General features: G+C 65.8%; 15 protein-coding genes and 1 pseudogene. 2 read left to right on the top strand and 14 right to left on the bottom strand.

The window, feature by feature from the left end; genetic code table 11:
• Position 1: 1 nt before the first annotated feature.
• The 13 genes and pseudogenes from HBF25_RS03000 to HBF25_RS02940 form a co-directional block, all read right to left on the bottom strand.
• Entirely contained in the window at positions 2-1,075 is a 1,074-nt protein-coding gene (locus HBF25_RS03000; protein ID WP_166946472.1) for a sterol desaturase family protein, read from the bottom strand.
• A 159-nt stretch (positions 1,076-1,234) separates the two neighbouring features.
• Positions 1,235-2,878, bottom strand: coding sequence for a Na/Pi cotransporter family protein (locus tag HBF25_RS02995; RefSeq protein WP_166946471.1), 1,644 nt, complete (start codon positions 2,876-2,878; stop codon positions 1,235-1,237).
• 241 nt (positions 2,879-3,119) lie between these two features.
• Positions 3,120-3,779, bottom strand: coding sequence for an epoxyqueuosine reductase QueH (locus HBF25_RS02990; protein WP_166946470.1), 660 nt, complete (start codon positions 3,777-3,779; stop codon positions 3,120-3,122).
• Complete coding sequence (mmsB, locus tag HBF25_RS02985; RefSeq protein ID WP_166946469.1) at positions 3,776-4,666, bottom strand: 3-hydroxyisobutyrate dehydrogenase; 891 nt, start codon at positions 4,664-4,666, stop codon at positions 3,776-3,778. Before mmsB ends, HBF25_RS02990 begins: the two co-directional genes overlap by 4 nt.
• The gene (locus HBF25_RS02980; protein WP_166946468.1) at positions 4,663-5,835 is read right to left on the bottom strand and encodes an enoyl-CoA hydratase/isomerase family protein; all 1,173 of its coding nucleotides are present in this window, start codon (positions 5,833-5,835) and stop codon (positions 4,663-4,665) included. Before HBF25_RS02980 ends, mmsB begins: the two co-directional genes overlap by 4 nt.
• Entirely contained in the window at positions 5,832-6,626 is a 795-nt protein-coding gene (locus tag HBF25_RS02975) for an enoyl-CoA hydratase (protein ID WP_166946467.1), read from the bottom strand. The genes HBF25_RS02980 and HBF25_RS02975 overlap by 4 nt, the downstream gene beginning before the upstream one ends.
• Positions 6,623-7,786, bottom strand: a complete 1,164-nt coding sequence (locus tag HBF25_RS02970) for an acyl-CoA dehydrogenase family protein (RefSeq protein ID WP_166946466.1) — start codon at positions 7,784-7,786, stop codon at positions 6,623-6,625. The genes HBF25_RS02975 and HBF25_RS02970 overlap by 4 nt, the downstream gene beginning before the upstream one ends.
• Before the next feature lie 11 nt (positions 7,787-7,797).
• Entirely contained in the window at positions 7,798-9,321 is a 1,524-nt protein-coding gene (locus tag HBF25_RS02965; protein WP_166946465.1) for a CoA-acylating methylmalonate-semialdehyde dehydrogenase, read from the bottom strand.
• Positions 9,322-9,492: 171 nt separating this feature from the next.
• A pseudogene (locus HBF25_RS22075) lies at positions 9,493-9,852 on the bottom strand (sensor histidine kinase); the annotation flags it as partial.
• A gap of 946 nt (positions 9,853-10,798) precedes the next feature.
• A complete protein-coding gene (locus HBF25_RS02955) occupies positions 10,799-12,172 on the bottom strand; it encodes a sigma-54-dependent transcriptional regulator (RefSeq protein ID WP_166946463.1) in 1,374 nt (457 codons plus the stop codon).
• A gap of 9 nt (positions 12,173-12,181) precedes the next feature.
• Positions 12,182-14,620, bottom strand: a complete 2,439-nt coding sequence (locus HBF25_RS02950; RefSeq protein WP_166946462.1) for an ADOP family duplicated permease — start codon at positions 14,618-14,620, stop codon at positions 12,182-12,184.
• Positions 14,617-15,372 carry an ABC transporter ATP-binding protein gene (locus HBF25_RS02945; RefSeq protein ID WP_166946461.1) on the bottom strand — a complete coding sequence of 252 codons (756 nt, stop codon included), beginning with the start codon at positions 15,370-15,372 and terminating at the stop codon, positions 14,617-14,619. Before HBF25_RS02945 ends, HBF25_RS02950 begins: the two co-directional genes overlap by 4 nt.
• Positions 15,373-15,390: 18 nt before the next feature.
• Positions 15,391-16,635: an efflux RND transporter periplasmic adaptor subunit gene (locus HBF25_RS02940; protein ID WP_166946460.1), complete on the bottom strand. Its 1,245-nt coding sequence runs from the start codon at positions 16,633-16,635 to the stop codon at positions 15,391-15,393.
• Between the two features lie 205 nt (positions 16,636-16,840).
• On the opposite strand from HBF25_RS02940, the gene HBF25_RS02935 reads away from it, so the two are divergent.
• Positions 16,841-17,542 carry a response regulator transcription factor gene (locus HBF25_RS02935; RefSeq protein ID WP_166946459.1) on the top strand — a complete coding sequence of 234 codons (702 nt, stop codon included), beginning with the start codon at positions 16,841-16,843 and terminating at the stop codon, positions 17,540-17,542.
• Positions 17,543-17,545: 3 nt separating this feature from the next.
• On the opposite strand, the gene HBF25_RS02930 is transcribed toward HBF25_RS02935, so the two are convergent.
• A complete protein-coding gene (locus HBF25_RS02930) occupies positions 17,546-19,066 on the bottom strand; it encodes an MDR family MFS transporter (protein ID WP_208392391.1) in 1,521 nt (506 codons plus the stop codon).
• A 114-nt stretch (positions 19,067-19,180) separates the two neighbouring features.
• On the opposite strand from HBF25_RS02930, the gene HBF25_RS02925 reads away from it, so the two are divergent.
• Positions 19,181-19,834, top strand: coding sequence for a TetR/AcrR family transcriptional regulator (locus HBF25_RS02925; RefSeq protein ID WP_166946458.1), 654 nt, complete (start codon positions 19,181-19,183; stop codon positions 19,832-19,834).
• The last annotated feature ends 146 nt before the right edge of the window (positions 19,835-19,980 follow it).

The raw sequence follows: 19,980 nt of genomic DNA, 5'->3' as shown, positions 1-19,980 counted from the left end.
TTCAGTGCGGCTCGCGCACGGCGGCGAGTGGTGTCTGGCTCGCCTCCAGTGCGTGCAGGTCGAATTCGTCGACGGATACCGGGCGATGGTTTTCATCGAAAGCGACATCGCCCGGCCGCCATCCCGCCTTGCAGCGCACGGACGCCCAGAAGCGCTTCATCACGCCGAGCTGCTGCCCCACGATGCCGCGATCATTGTCCGCGTTTACCGTAGGGTCGCCCACACCCGTGGCGCGTGCCGGTTCACCATACAGAGCGGTGCCGAACAGGATGTCCCAGATGGGGAAGACAAACGAATAATTGCAGTCGTGCAGGCCCGGACGATCCGGGTCCACGATCATGTGGTGCAGGCGGTGGTAGCGCGGATCGACCAGGATCTTGTCCAGCACCGGTCCGAAGCGCACGCGGATGTTCGCGTGGTCGAAGTTCTGCAACAGCTCGCCGATCAGCACGAGCAACGCGTACTCCGTGGGCGATACGCCAATCAGCACCGACACCGTGGATACGCACACCACTTCGAGCAGGTCGTCGAGGTAATGATCGCGGTCGTTCGACCAGCAGTTCAGCTGCTTCTGGCTGTGATGCAGGCTGTGCAGCGCCCACCACCAGGGAATCTTGTGCTGCAGGCGATGCACGACGTAATACACGAAGTCGTAGATCGCGTAATAGATCAGGAACAACACCACCGGGTGATGGCCCAGCCAGGGAAACGCACCTTGCAGGCTGAACAGCCCCGTGGGGTCATCGTCACCACCGCCACCAAACAGGTGGCCCAGCGGCGAGATCACCAGGTAAGTCACCAGCGGCAGCAGGCCGAACAGCTTGATGAGCGTATAGGCGCGATCAATGCGTGTGCCCTTGCGCTCGCTCCATGCTTCCAGCGGCCAGAGGGTTTCCATGGGCCGGAACACGAAGGCGATGATCGCCACCTGGATGCCTGTCAACAGGAAGTACTGCGCAATTTCCTGCGGATCGTCCACCAGTTTCGTGAGATGCACCGACGCCAGGGCCGGCGCAATCAGGTGGGCGGATAGCCAGTTCACCGTGGTGAACCAAAGGGCTTCCAGTGCGTGCATGGTCGATCAGGTCGTACTACGAAAAATCGGGAATCTATGCCCGAAGACCTTCGCCAACCTTTCAGCGCGGTCGTCTCCGGGCAACGCCGCCGTCTATCGTCCTGCTCGTGTTCATACCACGCCGGCCGCATGGATGCAGGCCGGCGTGGTGCCCACCCGTCAGGGTGCGGCGTGCTCTCGGATCAGGCGATCCTGGAGCAGTCCGGCCCGCTCCAGCGGCAGGTAAGCCAGCGCTGCCAGGTGCGAGTGGATGCGCTTCAGGTCGCGCAGGATCCGCAGGTACACATCGCCACTGCCGTCGCGGCGCTCGCGGATGCCACGGATGTGCCGCTCGGAGGCCTCATTTTCCAGCCGCCACAGGGTTTCCTTGCGCGACACCAGCTGCTGGGCCGCACGCAGGTCGCCACGCAGGAACACGGTGAGACCCAGGCGCAGGCTTTCCATCACGAGGGTATGCATTGCAGCGAGATCCTGGATGTCCTCGGCCGAGAAATCCTGGCCGCGCTCCGCCTTTTTCGCAGCGAATTCCATCAGGTTGTTCGCCGTGATGTCGCCGATGTGCTCGATGTTGATCACGAAGGCCAGGATCTCCTGGCTGCGCTCGCCGTCTTCCTCGTTCAGGGCTTCATTGCCCAGCTCCGTGAGGTATTCACGGATGGCCATGCCCAGGCGGTCGAGCCAGGGGTCGACACGGCTGATGGCGGCCGCACGAACGCGGTCGTCCTTGCCGAATACCTCCACCAGTCCCTTGAGCATGCCTTCCACCATGTCGGCCATGCGCATCGCTTCGCGCGCCGCATTGGCCAGCGCCACGTTGGCGGCGTCGAGCGCGCCTTCGTCGAGGTACTGCGGCACGCCCGGGTCGTCCGGGCGCGGCGGATCAGGTAGCAAGCGCACCAGCAGCTGCGCCATGCGCTCCACCGGCAGCAGGAAGATCAAGGCAAGGGCGAGATTGAAGGCCGTATGGAAATTCACCGCGATGCGTGCCGGCGAATCACCCAGCGGTGCCAGCCAGTGAGCCATGTAGGGCAGCAGCGGCAGGCAGACGATGCAACCGGCCAGGCGCACGAGCAGGTTGCCCAGCGGCAGGCGGCGTGCCACCGGCGTATGGGCTTCGAGCAGCGCCGGGAACGTACCGCCCAGGTTGGCGCCCAGCACCAGTGCGAGCGACCCGGGGGCATCGATGACACCGGCCGTGGCGAGTGAGGTCACCAGCAGCACCATCGCCACGCTGGAATGGAACAGCCAGGTCAGCAAGGCGGCCGACAGCAGGGCCAGCACCGGCTCGCTCTCCAGCGCGTTGAGCACCGCACGCAGGGCCTGCGCGTTCTCCACGGGGGCCAGCGACACCACCAGCAGGTGCAGGGCCAGCAGCATCAGGCCCAGGCCAATGCACACGCGGCCAAGGTTTTCAAAGCGCGCATCGTCGCTGCGCCGATGAATGGCAAAGCCCAGCAACACCAGCACCGGGGCGATGATCGAGATGTCGAATGACATCACCTGCACGATCAGCGTCGTACCCACGTTGGCGCCCAGCATCACGGCCAGCCCGGGCGCGAGACCCAGGAAGCCGCTGGCGGCAAACGAGGTAGCCATGAGGCCGGTGGCGGTACTGCTTTGCAGGATCGCGGTGAGGCATACGCCGAAGGCGAATGCCGCCGGCCGGTGTGCGAGGTAACGCCCCAGCCAGCGACGCAGCGCGCTGCCGTAGCCGCGCAATACGCCACTGGTGACCATATGTGTGCCCCACAGCAGCAGGGCCACGTAGCCGGCGATGTCGAGCAGTGCGAAGGTGCCCTTCATGGCCCATCTCCTTATTGCGGCGCCAGCGGCGGCCACGCGGAGCGGGCCGGCCGTGCCTAGCGGGCTACGGCGACCTGTCCGGCGCGTGCGCCGAAGGCTATCGATGTAAAGGGCGACATCGGCCTGGGGCCGGCGTCACCGCAAGGGTGAACGTCCATATGCCTCGGTGGAATCGGACAGGAATACCGCGGCACGGAATGCGCCACGGGCCGGCGCATTCTCGTCCTGCGGGGGAAACGCGTCAACCCGCGTCGTCGTCGCCGTAGAACTTCACGCCGATATGGATGCGGTCGCGGCCCTGGGCCCGGCGGTGCCGGTTGGTGTCGCGCAGGGAGTAGACGCAGCCGCAGTACTCCTGCTGGTAGAAGTTCTCGCGCTTGCTGATCTCGATCATGCGCTGGCTACCGCCGCCCTTGCGCCAGTTGTAGTCCCAGTAGGCCAGGCCGTCGTAGGGTGCGGCGGCGCGGTGGCCGCAGTCGTTGATCTGCGCCATGTTCTTCCAGCGCGAGATGCCAAGCGAGCTGGTGATCACGGGGAAGCCGTGCTCATGGGCATACAGCGCCGTACGCTCGAAACGCATGTCGAAGCACATCGTGCAGCGGATGCCGCGCTCCGGTTCGTTCTCCATGCCCTTGGCGCGGGCGAACCAGTTGTCGGTGTCGTAGTCCGCATCGATGAAGGGCACCCCGTGCTTCTCGGCGAAGCGGATGTTTTCCTCCTTGCGCAGGAGGTACTCCTTCACCGGATGGATATTGGGGTTGTAGAAGAACACGGTGTAATCGATGCCGGATTCGAGGAAGGCCTCCATGACCTCCCCCGAACACGGCGCGCAGCACGAGTGCATCAACAGCTTGTGGCCGCCGTTGGGCAGTTCCAGTTTTTCGCGTACGGCTGAACTCATTTCTCTCCGGACAACAGCTTGACCACGCTGGAAAAGTCCAGTTTACCATTGCCCGCCTTGCTGTTCATGGCGTAGAGATTGCGCGACAGCTCGCCCAGCGGAATGGAAGCGCCCACGCTCATCGCCGCTTCGGCGGCGAGGCCGAGGTCCTTCAGCATGAGATCGTTGCCAAAGCCACCCGTGTAGCCGCGCGATGCCGGGGCGTTTTCCAGCACGCCCGGCCACGGGTTGCACACCTCGGTGGCCCAGCTGCGGCTGGTGCTCACGGCCATCATCTGCGAGAGCACCCTGGGGTCGAGGCCATGGGCCACGCCGAGGGCAATGGCCTCACCGGTGACGGCCATGATGGCGCCCAGCGCCATGTTGTTGCACAGCTTGGCCACCTGCCCGGCGCCACTGGCACCGACATGGAACAGGTTCTTGCCCATGGCCGACAGCACGGGCTTCGCACGGTCGAACGAGGCATCGTCGCCACCGACGATGAAGGTGAGCGTGCCGGCGGCAGCACCGGCCGTGCCACCGGACACCGGCGCATCGATCATCGACAGGCCTCGCGCAGCCGCCGCCTCGGCCACCTTGCGGGCGCTGGCCGGGGCGATGGTGCTGCAATCGATCACGAGAGCGCCTGCCGGTATATGCGACAGGATGCCCTGCTCGCCCAGGAACAGGCCCTCCACATGGCGGCTGGCCGGCAGCATCGTGATGACGACCTCCGCACCGGCGAGTGTGTCGACGGCATCCTTCGCGGCTACGGCCCCAGCCTCGACGGCATGGGCGACGGCGGCGGGCACCAGGTCGAAGACGCGGACAGAGTGACCGGCCCTGGCGAGGTTGGCGGCCATCGGGCCGCCCATGTTGCCCAGGCCGATGAAAGCGATATGGCTCATGCGAATGTCCTTTGGGTAACCGTGTCAGTCAGGTCGGCGAGCGGATGCGTGCCGTCGGCCCAGGGTGCCTTGAAGAAGCCCTCGCTCCAGCGAGCGTCGGCCTCTTTCTGTGCGGAGGGGTTCCAGTGCGGGCTGCGATCCTTGTCGATCAACAGGGCGCGGATGCCTTCCTGGAAATCGCCATGGGCCGCGCAATGCAGCGACACGATGTATTCCATGCGGAAGACGTCGGCAAGCGGCATCTGGCGTGCACGCTGCTGGAGTTCGAAGGCCAGTCGCGCGGAGCCCGGCGAGCCGGCCGCCAATGTGTCACGTGCGGTCTTGAGCCAGGGATCGTCGCTGGTGTCGGCGCGGATGGTTGCGACGATCGTGTCGAGATCGTTCCCGGAACACAGCGTGGCGATGTGCCCGGCATGGCGCTGGAACGGACCCGGTTCACCTGCAACCGCGCGGCCGCCGAGCAAGTCGGCCAGCAGGGTCGCATTGACGGCCTCGTCGTCCTTCCATGCGGTGGACAGCAGTTCGGCATACACCGTATCCCTGTCGGCTTCGGCAAGCTGCCAGTCCGCCAGCTTCGCGGCGATGGCATCCGACGCGTTGAGCAGGGCACCGGTAAGACCCAGGAACAGGCCGCCATGATCCGGCAACCGGCTCAGCAGGCCGCTGCCGCCGACATCCGGATACAGGCCCACGGTGATCTCCGGGAACGCCAGCTTCGAGCGCTCGGTGACCACGCGATGGCTGGCGCCGGACATCAGCCCGATGCCACCACCCATGACGATGCCATGCCCCCAGCAGAGAACCGGCTTGGGATAGGTGTGGATGCGATGGTCGAGGCGGTATTCCACCTCGAAGAACTGCGCGGCATAGGCATTGCTGCTGACGTCGCTGGCACCGCTTTCCCGGTAATCGCGCATCGAGCGATACAGGCCATGCAGGTCGCCACCTGCACAAAAAGCTTTCTCGCCCGCGCCCTGCAACACCACCAATGCAATGTCCTCATCCGCTGCCCACGCATCGAAGCGTTCGGTCAGCAGCAGGGCCATGTCCAGTGACAGGCCATTGAGCGTCTTCGGTGCATTGAGCGTGGCGATGCCGATGCGCTTGCCGTTGTTCGCCGTGCGTTCCTCGAAAAGAACCGGCGATTCGATGGCCCCGGGCGCGTTCATGCGTTCTTCCATACCGGAGCGCGCTTTTCGAGGAAGGCGGCTACGCCTTCGCGCTGGTCCTGGCTGTCGAACAGATCGACGAAGGCCTCGCGCTCGGCCACCAGCGACGCCACATGGGTCTGGCTGCGGGTGGACTGGATCAGGCGCTTGCTGGCCGCCACGCTGGTCGGGCTCTGTTTTTCGACCTGCTTGGCCCAGGCGATGGCCTTCGCCCTGCCCTCGCCCTTCGGCACCACCTCTTCGACCAGGCCGATGCGCTGTGCGGTGGCAGCGTCGACACGCTCGCCGAGCAGCACCATGCGCTTGGCCCAGCCCTCACCGACCAGGCGTGCCAGGTTCTGCGTGCCACCGGCACACGGAAGCAGGCCGACGCTGGCCTCGGGCAATGCCATCTGCGCGTGTTCCTCTGCAATGCGCAGGTCGCAGGCGAGCGCGCATTCCAGGCCGCCGCCCATGGCGTAGCCGTTGATCGCGGCGATGCTCACGCCCCGGAACGCGGACAGCGTTTCGAAGGCTTCACCGAAGCGACGCGCCGCCTCGCGGGCCAGCGCCTTGTCGCCATCGGCGAACTGCTTGAGGTCGGCGCCGGCCGAGAAGAACTTCTCGCCGTCGCCCACGATGACCAGCGCGTACACGTCGCGCTGCGCATCGAGATCGCGCACCAGGTCGCGCAGGGCCGAAAGGCTGTCGCGTGTCCAGGTATGCGCCGGTGGGTTGTTGAGGGTGACGATCGCAGTATGACCGTCCACTTCCAGCTTCAGGCCGGTGTACGTCTTGCCGGCAAGGCTCATCGCAATTCCTCTTCCGTGTTCAGCAGGTGGCGCGCCACGATCACGCGCATGATTTCGTTGGTGCCTTCGAGGATCTGGTGCACGCGTGCGTCACGCAGCAACCGCTCGACGGGGTATTCGCGGATGTAGCCGTAGCCGCCATGGATCTGCAACGCGTCGTTGCAGATCGAGAAGCCGGCATCGGTGGCGAAGCGCTTGGCCATGGCGCACCAGACCGTGGCATCGCCACGACCGGCATCGAGCTTGCGCGCCGCCGTATGCACCATCTGCCGTGCGGCCACGAGTTCGGTGGCCATGTCGGCCAGCTTGAACTGCAAAGCCTGGAAGTCGGCCAGCTTGCGGCCGAACTGGGTGCGTTCGCCCATGTAACGACGCGCCGCATCGAGCGCGCCCTGTGCGGCACCCAGCGAGCAGGCGGCAATGTTCAGGCGGCCGCCATCCAGGCCTTTCATGGCGATACGGAAGCCCTCGCCTTCCTCGCCCAGGCGATGATCGACAGGCACGCGCACGCCATCGAAGGTGACCGCCCGCGTGGGCTGGCTATGCCAGCCGAGTTTTTCCTCGTTGCGGCCATAGCCCACGCCTTCGGCATTCGCCGGCACGGCGAACGCACTGATGCCACGCGCGCCTTCGCCACCCGTGCGGGCCATCACCACCAGCATGTCGGTGGCACCGGCACCGGAAATGAATGCCTTGGCGCCGTGGAGCACGTAGTGATCGCCATCGCGTTCGGCCCGCGTCTTCAGCGACGCGGCATCCGAACCCGCACCGGGTTCGGTCAGGCAATACGACGCCAGCTTGCCGCCACTGGCCAGCTCGCTGGCCCACTGCTCGCGGATGGCCGGTGTGCCGAAGGTGGCGAGCATCCAGCTCGCCATGTTGTGGATGCTGATATAGGCGGCAGTGGAAGGATCCACCGCCGCCAGTTCCTCGAACACGATGGTGGCGTCGTGGCGGGTGAGGCCCGAGCCACCGACGTCTTCGCCGATGTACAAGCCGCAGAAGCCGAGTTCGCCGGCCTTGCGGATCGCCTCGCGCGGGAACTCGCCTTCTGCATCCCAGTGAGCCGCGTATGGCGCCATCTCGGCCAGCGCGAAATCGCGCGCGGCCTCGCGGATGGCGGCCTGGGTTTCCGTCAGGTCGTGTGCCTGGATATCCATGGCAGCGTCCGTCACTTAAGGCTGATGGTGGTGTTCACGCCGACATGCAGGGTGTCGTCATCGAACCAGCGCTGGGTCACCGTCTTGGTCTGCGTGTAGAACATCACCACCTGCTTGCCGTAAGGGCCCAGGTCGCCGAGCTTCGACGCGCGCGAACCGGTGAACGAGAACAGCGGCACCGGCACCGGGATCGGCACGTTGATGCCCACCTGGCCCACGTCGATGTCTTCCTGGAAGCGGCGGGCTGCGGCACCCGACTGGGTGAACACCGCCGTACCGTTGCCGTTGGGGTTGGCATTGACCATGTCGATGGCTTCGTCGAGCGATTCGGCGCCCAGGATCACCAGCACCGGGCCGAAGATTTCCTCGTCGTAGATGCGCATGCCCGGCTTCACGTTCGAGAAGATCGTGGGGCCGACGAAGTTGCCGTCCTCATAACCGGGCACGTTCGGCTTGCGGCCATCGAGATCCAGCGTGGCACCCTGCTCCACGCCCGAGGCGATGAAGCCCTCGACACGTTCGCGCGCGGCGCAGGAAATCAGCGGACCGACGTCCGTGCCGGCTTCGTTGCCGGCATTGACGCGCAGTGTCTTCGCCTTGGCGACGAGATCGGGAATCCACTCGCGCGCCTCACCCACGAGCACGGCGGTGGAAGCGGCCATGCAACGCTGGCCCGCGGCGCCGAACGCCGCGCCCACGAGTGCGTTGAGGGTCTGCTCGCGATTGGCATCGGGCAGCACCACGGCGTGGTTCTTTGCGCCCATCATGCACTGCACGCGCTTGCCGGCCAGCGAGGCGCGGTTATACACGTGCGTGCCGACCCTGGTGGAGCCCACGAAGGATACAGCCTTGATGTCGTTGTGATCGCAGATGGCGTTCACCACCTCTTCGCCGCCGTGCACCACGTTGAGCACGCCCTTCGGGATGCCGGCCTCGATGGCCAGTTCCACGAGGCGCATGGTCACCATCGGGTCCTGCTCGGACGGCTTCAGCACGAAGGTGTTGCCGGTGGCAATGGCCATCGGAAACATCCACAGCGGAATCATCGCCGGGAAATTGAACGGCGTGATGCCCGCGCACACGCCCAGCGGCTGCAGCAGGGTGAAGGTATCGACGCCCGTGGCCACGTTATTGGCCAGTTCGCCCAGCTGGAGGTTGCCGATGGCGGCGGCATGCTCCACCACTTCCAGGCCACGGAAGACATCGCCCTCGGCGTCCGGCAGGGTCTTGCCCTGCTCCGCGCTCAGGATGGCGGCCAGCTCCGTCATGTTTTCGCGGATGAGCTGCTGGTACTTCAGGAAAATGCGCGCGCGGGTGCCGATGGGCGTCTTGCGCCAGGTGCGGAAGGCGGTTTTCGCCGCCGCCACGGCGGCATCGACTTCGGCGGGCGTGGCGAACGGCACGCGGGCGAGGACCGCCTGGGTGGCCGGGTTGACCACGTCGCGCCATTGGGTGGTGGTGGATTCGACGAACTCGCCGTCGATCAGGAGTTTGACTGTCTTGACGCCAGTCGCCACGGTGTCCAGCTTGTTCATTGTGCAGCCTCCGAAACGCTTACCCGCGAAATGGGCGTGCGGAACGGACAAGACGATCGAGACAGCCGGAGCCATGACGGATCAGCTCGCCAGGTGCCTCCGCGACGCCCGGGAACCTGTGATCTTCCCAGTGTAGCGCCGCGCCCGTGACCCTCAAGCTGCACTGCGGTATCAATCCGGCGTCGCAGGCCACAATGGCAGTGTGATGCGGGCTACCGCGCCTTGCGCATCCTCGCGCGAAATCAGCTCCAGGCTGCCGCCCTGGGCTTCCACGATCTGCCGCGACAAGGCCAGTCCGATACCAGCGCCATGGGGCTTGGTGGTGAAGAAAGGCACGAAAAGACTGCCGCTCGCCGGAAGACCCGGCCCCCCGTCACTCACCACGATGCACGCGCGCCGTGCCTGGCATGACCAGGCAAGCCTCACCTCAGCATCGCCGCCCGCTTCGATGGCATTGCGCAACACGTTGATAAGTACCTGTTCGAGCTGATCGGCGTCGCCGTTCAACTGCAGCGCCGGGCCACCCGCCAGAAAGATCCGCCTGTCGTCGAACAATGCAGCGACTCGATGGCACAACGTCTCCACGTCCACGGGCGTACTTTGTGGTGGGGGCAGGCGCGCGAGCCGCGCATAACCGCCGATGAAGCGCTGCAACGCATCGCTGCGCCGGGCGATAACCTGCAACCCATGCCGCAGATCGTCGTGCAACTCATCGCCCAGCGGCAGGCCCGGGGGCGGAAGCACGCCCTGCAAGGTATCTACCAGCGAGGCGATGGGCCCCATGGAATTGTTGATCTCGTGACTGAGCACGCGTAGCAGGCGACGGAAGGCCTGCGCTTCCTCCTCACGCAATGCGCGTTCCATAGGCTGGACGACAAGCAGGCGTCCCTCCTGGCTGCGGCTGCGCAAATTACCGTGCACGATCTGCCAGCGTCCGGATGCCATGGGAAAGCCATGCGCTACGATGTCGCCGGAAGGCACGTCAAATAACGCGTCGAGCCCCAGCGATGCCACGTCGTTACCCAGCAGTTCGCCGGCATCCCTGCCGAGCAACCGCTCGGCCGCCGGGTTGACCAGGCGCAGGCGATCGCCCTGCTCGAAGGCGAATACGGCGCCATCCAGCGCCGCCAGCGTCTTGCTCAGCAATTGCAGGTTTTCCTGCACGCTGCGTTGTTCGTCCTGTAGTCGTTGCGCAAGTTCGTTGAAACGGTGCGCAAGATCGGCAAACAGCGGATCATGTGCGACCTCCACCGCTCTCACGCCGTAGTCGCCCTCGCGCAGCGCTTCGATGAGGTTGGCTACCGTACGCATGCGCGAAGGACGCTCTCCTGCAAAACGCAACGCGGCCAGCGTGAGCAGCGCGACCAGCAGCAGCAGGCCACAGGCTTCGGCCGGTGCCGGCGTACCAGCGACAAGCACGCTGGCCAGGGCTGCCAGCGAGGGCAGCGCCACGAGCAACATGTGACCGGGAAAGGTTTTAATCCGCATCATCGCGTTGCAGGCCGTACTTTTCCATGCGCCGATACAGGCTCTGCCGGGTGATGCCGAGATGTTCGGCCGCGCGTACGAGGTTGCCTTCGTGTCGATCCAATGCACCACGCAGCATCATGGCCTCCGCGTCGTCCAGCGTCATGTCCTGCACGTCACGCGTCTTCGCGGCCGGACGCAGACGAAGATCGGCCACATCGACGCGACTGCCACCCAGCAAAGCGGCACGCTCCATCGCATGGGCCAGCTCACGCACGTTGCCTGGCCACGCATAGTCGAGCAGCGCCCGCTCGACGGAGGACTCCAGGGCAGGAGCCTCGCGCCGATAGCGGCGGCTGGCCCCGGCAAGGTAATGCCTTGCAAGCGGCAGGATGTCGTCGCGGCGTTCGCGCAAGTCCGGCACGCGCAGCGGGAAGACCCCGAGCCGGTAGAGTAGGTCTTCGCGGAAGCGGCCCGCCGCTACTTCGGCGTCCAGATCGGCATTGGTGGCGGCGATCACACGCACGTCCACGCGCTGCGTGCGCGACGCACCCAGTCGCTCGAACTCGCCGTCTTCCAGCACGCGCAGCAGCTTGGGCTGCTGCGCGGATGGCAGGTTGCCTATCTCGTCGAGGAACAGCGTGCCCCCGTCGGCTACTTCGAAACGCCCTGCCCGGTCCTGACGCGCATCCGTGAACGCCCCCCTGACGTGCCCGAACAGTTCGGACTCGAACAGCGTCGGCGCCAGTCCGCCGATATCCACTTTGACAAAGGCGCGGGCGCGACGTGGGGACAACTGGTGGATGCGTCGAGCGAGCACACTCTTGCCCGTGCCGTTGGCGCCCAGCAGCAAGACCGAGGCGTCGCTCATGGCCACGCGGTTCACGTCGTCCATCAGGCGACGCATGGCAGGCGATTCGGCGACAAAGCCCGAGTCAGCGTCATCGAGAAGGATCGCCTGGGCAGCCCGCAGCCTGCGGTTGTCCTTCTCGCTACGCTGCAAGGATACGCGTGCCTCCAGCACGCTCAGCAGGCGCGCGTTCTGCCAGGGCTTTTCGACGAAATCCACCGCCCCCTCGCGCATGGCTTCGACGGCAAGCCCGATGCTGGCCCAGGCCGTCATCGCTATGACCGGAAGCTCCGGCCAACGCGATGCCAGTTCGCGGATCAGGGCCAGGCCCTCCTCGCCAGAGGTGGTATCGGTGGCGTAGTTCATGTCGACGAACACCGCCGCGTATTCGTCGCCGGACAACATGGCCAGCGCCTGGGCCGGCGACTCCGCCCCGCTCGTGCGGTATCCGGAGTGCTTCAGCAACAGGCGCAAGGCGTCGTGCACCGCAGGCTGGTCGTCGACCACGAGGATGTGGGGGGAGGTTTCGGCCATGACGGGAGTCTAGTCCATGCGCAATGCTTGCATCGGCCGGACGCGCGCGGCACGCCATGCGGGCGGCAGGCTCGCAAGCACGCCGGACACGCCGAGTACCAGCAGCACCGCAGCGATGGCCAGTGGATCGACCGCTGCGATGCCGAACAGGAAACTCTCCAGCAGGCGCGACAAGGCGAGTGCGGCACCGAGGCCGATCGCAAGGCCGAGACCCAATTGAATCGATGCTGCGCGCAGCACGGTCTGCAGTAGCCGCGATCGCGTGGCCCCCAGCGCGGCACGCACGCCATATTCATGACGGTGCGAGGCGACCACCACGGACATCACCGCGTACAACCCCACCGACGCCAGCAGCAAGGCCAGCCCGGCAAACAAGCCGACCAGCAGCAGGTTGAGCCGCTGGGCACTCGTGGTGCCCGCCACCACGGCATCCAGGGAGCGCACATTGGCGATGGGTTGGCTGTTGTCTACCGCGGCCACGGCGTCACGCAGTGCCGTCTCGTCCATCGGCACCCCAGGCTGGCGCCGGACCGCGAAACTGAAGGGGCCGAACTCGCGCAGCACGGACCAGATCGACGCCGGCATCTGCGCCACCGGTGCGTAAAGGATGCCCGGCGCTTCCTCGGCCGGCCCGTACTGGCGCACGTCACCCACGATGCCCACCACCCGCATTGCCATCATCGTGTCGTCGCCGGTCGGGATGGACACCCGCTTGCCCAGCGGTTCGTCGCCGAGGTACCTGCGGGCGAACGTCATGCTCACCACGCATACGGGATCGGCGCTTCCCGCGTCGGTATCCACGATGCCACGTCCGGCCAGCAGGGGCACGCCCACCGTATCCAGGAATCCAGGGCTCACCAGCCGGTACTGGGCGGAAAAGTTGCGTCCGTCCGGCATCGTCAGTGAATAGTTGAGCTGGTTGCCCGTCGGCAGGTTGGTGGACAAGCCGGCCTGCACCACACCCGGCAGCGCCTGCAATCGTTCCACCACGCGCCTGGCCAGGGTCGTGGCATCGGCCACGCTGACATAGCGCTCACGGACCGGCGACAAGGTGAAGGTGCCGACGGCATGACTGGTGAATCCCATGGGCACCGATTCGAGCTTCTGCACAGTGCGGGTGAACAGCGCCGCGCCCATCAGCAGGACAACCGCTACCGCTACCTGGGCCACGACAAGCGCGCGACCGGTGCGGCTGTCTTCCCTGCTCATTCCCGTGCGCCCGCCACTGACCAGTTCCCCTCGCCAGTCACGGCGGCGTGCGCGCAGTATCGCCAGCAGGGTAGCCGCGAGGGCAGCGACGAGTCCGGCCAGGAATGCAAAAGCAATGCTGGTGGCGCCCAGGCGTATCGTTGCCCCGCGTAGCCATTCCGGCGGGATGACACCTTCGAGCATGCGCAGCCCCATCCATGCCAGCAGCAGGCCGCCCACCGCGCCGAGCGTGCCGATCAGCAGTCCTTCGGCAAGCGCGGGCAGGCTCAGGCGCCCTGGCGAGGAACCTAGTGCGGCGCGTACCGCCGTGGCATGGGTCCGCGACAGAGAGCGCAGCAGGATGAGGCTCGCCAGATTGATCCCCGCTATCAGCAGTACACACACGGCGGCACCCATGAACAACCAGACCGTCTTGCCGGTGCTGGCCGCAAAGACGCTGGTCATCAGTGGCAATGCGTTTGGCGGAAACGCCGCAAGGTAACCGCGTACGCGGTCGACATCGCGGCGGCCTGCGAGCAGCAGGGGCGTAAGCGTGGCCGCAACCTGTGCCGACATGCTGGAGACCGTCGTGTCCGGCCGCAGGCGTCCCACGATAAGCTGGTTCACCGACAGGTCCGTATCATTGAGATCCGGTTGCAGCGACATGGCCAGGTCGAAGGGTCGCGGCCACGCGAAGTCCTTCGGCAACACGCCCACGATCTGTGCCGGACGACCTTCTACCTGAAGGCTGCCACCCACAACGGCCGGATCCGCACGGAAACGCGAACGCCAGAACGCATCGGAGAGGATGACGGCGCGAGGGCCGTGCGGCAGATCCTCTGCCTCATCGAAATTTCGGCCCAGCGCCATGGGCATACCCAGGGTGCGGAAGAAACCGCCATCGGCCCGCAGCGCCAGCGCAACCTCCGGATGACCTCCCGGTGCGATGTTCACGTTGATGACCGAGTTCATCAGCATGCCTGCCGATTCGATCCCGGGCAGCCGCTTCAACGGGGCGTAATAGCCCGGTGCGGCGATGTTCTCGTTGACGTCATCGACCGAGCCCAGCGTGACCAGTCGCCCCGCGTCCGGGAATGGCAAGGGCTTCAGCAGGGCCTGGTCGATCATGGCGAACACGGCGGTAACCGTGGCAATGCCCAGCGCGAGCGTGAATACGGCCAGGGTGAGGAACCCGGGACGGCGCAGCAGGCCGCGCCATGCCTGCATGCCCTCGCCCAGCGCAACGGAAGCGGCGATCACGTTGACGCCTCCCGTAGTACCGGCAGCGGCATGTCATCCGCACCGCGCAGGCGTTCGAGCGCGTCCTCATCCACGATCCGACCATCGAGCATATGTACGATACGTCCCGCCCGACGGGCAAAAGCAGGATCGTGGGTTACCATGCACAAGGTGGCGCCATCCCGGTTGAGCTGTTCGAGCAACTGCATCACGGCCTCGCCATTGCGCGAATCCAGGTTGCCCGACGGTTCGTCCGCGAGCAGGATGCGCGGCTCACCCACCAGTGCACGTGCCACCGCCACACGCTGCTGCTGTCCACCCGACAGCTGTCCGGGATAATGCCGCTGGCGATGGCTCATGCCTACCTGGTCGAGTACCTCGCGCACGCGGCGTTGCGCGATATCGCGACGGTAGTCATCGCGGAAAGTGAGTGGAAGGGCTACGTTCTCTTCCACGGTGAGGTCAGCGATGAGGTTGAATGCCTGGAAGATGAAACCGATCTTGGCATTGCGAACGCGGGCCTGGCTCCGCAGATCGAGTGCGGCCACATCGGCGCCGTCGAGCAGGAGGCGCCCGCTCGTGGGCGTGTCCAGCAGTCCAAGCAGGGAAAGCAGCGTGGACTTGCCACAGCCCGACGGGCCGGTGATCGCGACGAAGTCGCCTGCGGCGATATCCAGGGCCACGTCGGACAACGCATGGGTTTCCACCTCGTCGGTATGAAAGACCTTGCCCAGTCCTTCTAGGCGGATGAGTGGCCCGGTGGTGATGTTCATGGCGCAAATCCTCTCATTTCAGCGCAGCTGCAAAGTGTCGTAGCCGCTCCAGCGGCTCGTATCGGAAAGAATCACCTGGTCCCCGACGCGTAGGCCTTCGCTGACCGCCGTGCGATCGCTCGACATCTTGCCGAAGCGTACCGGCACACGACGCGCCATGCTTTCACCCGGATGGATCACGAACACGGTGGCGGTCGTGTCGGGCGCGGAGGCATAGGGCCGGCCGATATTCACCACGTCAGGCAGCGTACCCAGCACGATGCGACCATCCACCGACAGGTCGGGACGTGCGCCCTTCGGCAAGGGAGCGTCGAAGGCGGCATCGACGGTGACGCTGCCGTTGCGCACCGACGGATCCACACGGATGACGCTGCCCCGTGCCACGCCATTGCGCGTGTCCACATCCACCGGCAGGTCGAGCATGAGCGCGGCGGCGAGCGTTTCAGGTACCTGCAGGCGGGCCATCAGGTCATCCGGGCGCGCCACACGGGCCAGCTTCGCCCCCGCTGCGATCTGCTGGCCGGGCTCCACGTCCACCTGCTGGAGGATGCCGTCGATGCCTGCGCGTACCGTCATCGCGTCCACCTGCTGCCTTGCGATCTCCAGTGCGCTGGCCGCCTGGTCGCGCAGGGCCTCCGAAGATCGCTGCTGGGCCACCATGTTCGCGCGCAGCGCGCTCACCCGCTGCCGCTGTATGGCCAGCTTGCGCTCATCCTGCGCTACCGTGATGCGGCTTTGCTCCACCTCGATGGCCGTGGTGGCGCCCGAGCGGAAAGCGCCCTCGTTTGCCCGCTTCTTCACCTCGGCCATATGCAGGTCGGCCTCTGCCTGCACGACGGTTGCCTGCAGATCGAGCAGTTGCGAATCGAGCGAGGTCCGCACGGCGGATACGCTGGCCTGCGCACCGGCCAGTGCCGCCTGCTGTTTCTGCAGGTTGGCTTGCAACTCCGGGTTGGTCATCCGCACGATGACCGTGCTGGCCTCTACGCGAGCACCCGGCTCCACCAGTACCTCCTGCACGGTGGCCGTGGTGCCCGCCGTAATCCAGCGCAACCGTCGTGGCACCAGCGTGCCGCCGGCGCGGATTTCCATGTTCATCTGCCCTCGCTGTGCCGTACCGATCCACAGCTCTGTGCGGGCCACGCTGGGAGAGGCCTTGCCTCGCGTAGCGGAAAGGCCAATGAGCGCGACGCCTCCCACGCAGGCGGCGAGCATCCACAGGGGAAAGTAACGGATGGAATGGGAGGGCTTCGGAATGTCCATGCCGGACGCAGTGCATGAGCCGTGCCACACCGGGAAAGCCGCCTGAAGGCGCCATCGAAAGGCGCTTGCTGTACGCCAGCGGACAACCCGCGTCCGCTGGCGTACGTGCACACGAATGTGAAAGCACGGGCGCGGGTGCAGCATGCTACGTCCGCAGGTATGCCGTAGAATGCGCGACCACAGGGGGCGGGGCCGGGGTAAGTCCATGATGAGGGAACAGGAAGCATGCGCCGTTACCGGCGACGTGCTCATCGTCGAACGCGACCTTTCGGCCCAGGTGCGCCTGCGGCAGCTGCTGCGCCACGCCGGCTACGAGCCGTCCATCGTTCGCGTGGCCGACGGTCTCGCCGATGCACTGGCCGGCATTGCCTTTCGCGATGTCTCCGTGGTGCTGGTTGATGCGGGACTGCCGCGTGGACAGGCCTGCGAGCTGATTACCTGGATGACCGCACAGCGACCCGATGCCATGACCATCGCCGTGGCGACCGGCGGTGACGATGACGACCTCGTGCGGGCCATGCGTGCCGGCGCACACGGCTGCCTGCTCAAGGAACGCGACGACGTGGAACTGGTGATGGCCCTGCGCAGCGTCAGGCGTGGGGGCGTGCCCATCGATCCATTCGTTGCGCGTCGCCTGTTGCGCGGCATGGATATTCCCGTCAGTGCCCCTGCGGACCCGGCGCCTGCGCAGGAATCAGCCACAGGACAGTCCTTGCTGTCATCGCGCGAGATCGACGTGCTGCGACTGGTCGCGCAGGGCTTCAGCAATCGCGAGATCGCCGGCCTGAGCGGCCTGTCGCACTTCACCGTCGAAGGCTATACGAAGACGATCTACCGCAAGCTGGCGGTGCGCTCGCGCACCGCCGCCGTTTTCGAAGCCCGCTCCATGGGCCTGCTGCCACCCTGAGTATCAGCCGGCGGCAGGCTCCGGGGTCTCCGTGGGTTTCGGCGCCGGATGTATCTTGCGCAGCGGCACGTCGCGCAGCAGCCAGGCCAGGCAGAATGCGGCGGCGAGTACGCAGGCGGCCACGTGGTAAACGGTGTGCAGCGACGAGCCGAAGGCGTGGATATACGCCTCGTGTGCTGCGGGCGGCAGCTTGCGCAAGGCTTCCGGGCCAAGGCCGTGGGTTGATACCGGCATGGGCAGTGCCAGTTCGGCCACGCGCGATTGCAGGCCGTGGGTGAAGATAGCCCCGAACACCGACACGCCGATCGAGCCGCCGATGGAGCGGAACATGGTTACGCCGGAAGTCGCCACGCCCAGCAGCTTCATGTCGACGCTGTTCTGCGTGGCGAGGATCAGCACCTGCAGCACCATGCCAAGTCCTGCACCCAGCAGCGCGGAATATCCGTAGAGGATTTCCAGCGGCATGTCCTCGCGGAACGTTCCCATCAAAACCAGGGCCACGGTGGACAGGAAGGTGCCCACGATGGGGAACATGCGATAACGCCCGATGCGGCTGATGAGGCGCCCGCAGATGATGGACGTTACCAGCAGGCCACCCATGAGCGGCAGCAGCTGCATGCCGGCGGCGGTGGGCGACACGCCCTTCACCACCTGCAGGTACAGCGGCAGGAACGTGGTGGAACCGAATAGCGCGGCACCCACGAAAAGACCGATGAGGCAGCTCAGCAAGAAGGTGCGGTGACGGAACAGGTGCAGCGGGATGATCGGCTCCTCCGCCATGCGCTCTTCGTAGATGAAGCCCACCACGCCGATCACGGCGAACGCGAGGATGAACCACAGCTCCGCCGAGGACCAGGGCAGCACGTTGCCACCCTCGGTGGTGAACATGACGAGGCTCCCCAGCGCGAGGGTCAGCCAGGCGGCACCCCAGTAGTCGATACGGTGCTTCACGTGCCGCGCGTGCGGATGGAACGCCACCGCGATCACCAGCAGCGCGAGCACGCCCAGCGGCAGGTTCACGTAGAAGATCCAGCGCCATGAAAGGTGATCGACCATGAAGCCACCGATCAGGGGGCCGATGACCGTGGCCAGGCCGTAGACACCGCCGAACAGCCCCTGGAAGCGGCCGCGCTCCGCAGGCGGGATCACGTCACCGATGGCCGCCATGGTGATCACCAGCAGGCCGCCGCCACCCAGCCCCTGCAAGGCTCGCATGAGCACCAGTTGGGTCATGTCCTGGGCCAGTCCGCAAAGCACCGAGCCGGCCAGGAAGATGCCGATGGCGACCTGGAGCACCACCTTGCGCCCGTAGAGGTCGCCGAACTTGCCGTACAGCGGCACCACCACCGTCGAGGTCAGCAGGTAGGCCGTGACCACCCACGACAGGCGGTCGAAGCCGCCCAGGTCGCCGACGATGGTAGGCAGGGCCGTGGAGACGATGGTCTGGTCGAGCGCCGCCAGCAGCATGACCAGCATGAGCGCGGGGAATAACACGCGGAGCGAGGGCGTCGAGGTCGCGGACACGGGAGTACCGATAATTAATTAAGTGGTTAGTTAATATATGGGCCGATCGTGGCCATCGTCAATGGGAGGCCTCTCGTGGTATCCATCCCCCTGTTAAGTTCCGACGGAGACCCTGTGGTCAGTACGACTCCCCGCCGCGGGCGCCGCCCCGGCCGCCCCCCGGCCCAACCCGATGGCCCGGACCAGCGCGAACGCCTGGTCAACCTCGCCCTGGAGCTCTATGGCCGCAAGGGTTACGAGGCCACCACGCTGGCGGCCATCGCCCGCGAAGCCGGCATGACGCCGGCTGCCGTGCACTACTACTTCAAGACCCGCGAGCAGCTGTTCGACATCGTCTTCGACGAGTACATCGCGCCGATGCGCCAGAGCATCGACGAGGTCTTCCAGACCAACGCTAACGACCCGGCCCTCGCCTTCACCCGGCTGGCCGAGCGTTTCGTGGAGCTGGCGGCGGAGAAGCCCTGGATCGGCCCGGTGTTCTTCGGCGACCTGCTGAGCGAAAACGACATGTTCAAGAAGCACATGAAGCAGCGCATGGACAGCAGCCGGCATGCCCGCCTGCTCGGCCACATCCAGGCATGGCAGGCCGAAGGCAAGCTCAACGCAGGCCTCGACCCCACGCTGATCATGACCAGCATCCTGAGCCTCACGATTCTTCCGATGACCGCGATGCGCCGCTGGAAGGACGACCCGCTACGCCAGCACATAACCCCCGAGGACATCACCCGGCATGCGGTGGCGCTGCTGGGGCATGGCCTGGCCCCATGACACGACGCTCCCTGTAGGAGCGCGCCTGTAGTGGCCGGGTTTTTCAGGACCACCGATAGGAGCAAACTTCTCCTACGAGGTGATTCATGGGTCATAGAAAAATATCCGCGGCCATCAAGGTCGAGGCCGTGCGACTGGTCATCGAT

The sequence above is a fragment of the Luteibacter anthropi genome (assembly GCF_011759365.1).
In the GTDB taxonomy this organism is placed as follows: Bacteria; Pseudomonadota; Gammaproteobacteria; order Xanthomonadales; family Rhodanobacteraceae; genus Luteibacter; species Luteibacter anthropi.
Note: the sequence above shows the minus strand (reverse complement) of the source record. Positions and strands in the feature narration are given on the sequence as shown.

Coding starts and splice junctions, on each gene's coding strand:
- HBF25_RS03000 (WP_166946472.1), bottom strand. CDS start 1,075: ATGCACGCACTGGAAGCCCTTTGGTTCACCACGGTGAACTGGCTATCC.
- HBF25_RS02995 (WP_166946471.1), bottom strand. CDS start 2,878: ATGAAGGGCACCTTCGCACTGCTCGACATCGCCGGCTACGTGGCCCTG.
- HBF25_RS02990 (WP_166946470.1), bottom strand. CDS start 3,779: ATGAGTTCAGCCGTACGCGAAAAACTGGAACTGCCCAACGGCGGCCAC.
- mmsB (WP_166946469.1), bottom strand. CDS start 4,666: ATGAGCCATATCGCTTTCATCGGCCTGGGCAACATGGGCGGCCCGATG.
- HBF25_RS02980 (WP_166946468.1), bottom strand. CDS start 5,835: ATGAACGCGCCCGGGGCCATCGAATCGCCGGTTCTTTTCGAGGAACGC.
- HBF25_RS02975 (WP_166946467.1), bottom strand. CDS start 6,626: ATGAGCCTTGCCGGCAAGACGTACACCGGCCTGAAGCTGGAAGTGGAC.
- HBF25_RS02970 (WP_166946466.1), bottom strand. CDS start 7,786: ATGGATATCCAGGCACACGACCTGACGGAAACCCAGGCCGCCATCCGC.
- HBF25_RS02965 (WP_166946465.1), bottom strand. CDS start 9,321: ATGAACAAGCTGGACACCGTGGCGACTGGCGTCAAGACAGTCAAACTC.
- HBF25_RS02955 (WP_166946463.1), bottom strand. CDS start 12,172: ATGGCCGAAACCTCCCCCCACATCCTCGTGGTCGACGACCAGCCTGCG.
- HBF25_RS02945 (WP_166946461.1), bottom strand. CDS start 15,372: ATGAACATCACCACCGGGCCACTCATCCGCCTAGAAGGACTGGGCAAG.
- HBF25_RS02940 (WP_166946460.1), bottom strand. CDS start 16,635: ATGGACATTCCGAAGCCCTCCCATTCCATCCGTTACTTTCCCCTGTGG.
- HBF25_RS02935 (WP_166946459.1), top strand. CDS start 16,841: ATGATGAGGGAACAGGAAGCATGCGCCGTTACCGGCGACGTGCTCATC.